Below are 403 nucleotides of genomic sequence, written 5' to 3' on the forward strand. Positions count from 1 at the left end.
CCGCAGATCATGGCGGGCATCGTGAGCGACTTCCGGGTGATCAACGGGCAGCGCGGACGCCTGGCGCTCTTCAAGCTCGACGACAAGTCGGCCACCATCGAGGCCTCGGCCGACGAGAACGTGATCAACGCCCACCGCGACCTGCTGAAGGACGACGAATTCGTGGTGCTGCTGGGCCGGCTGCAGCTGGACCATTTCAGCGGCGGGCTGCGCGTGAAGGTGATGCAGGGCTGGGATCTCGCCAGCGCGCGCGCCAAGTTCGGCCGCTACCTGCAGGTGGCCGTGGGCGACTGCGCCCCGGATGTGCAGCGGCTGGTGCGCGAGTTCCCGCCGAAGCGCCAGGAGACGCCCGAGGGCGAGGTGCTGGTGCACGGCCTGCGCGTGCGCATGGGCGTGCGCTGCC

General features: G+C 70.0%; 1 protein-coding gene. It reads left to right on the forward strand.

All coding sequences use genetic code 11. The annotated features are described in order from the left end of the window. A partial coding sequence (locus tag GVL52_RS32515; RefSeq protein WP_200848054.1) for a hypothetical protein occupies positions 1-403 on the forward strand: 403 nt, incomplete at both ends.

Origin of the sequence: Rhizobium sp. 18055 (assembly GCF_902706285.1) — a bacterium.
Classification (GTDB): Bacteria; Pseudomonadota; Alphaproteobacteria; order Rhizobiales; family Rhizobiaceae; genus Rhizobium.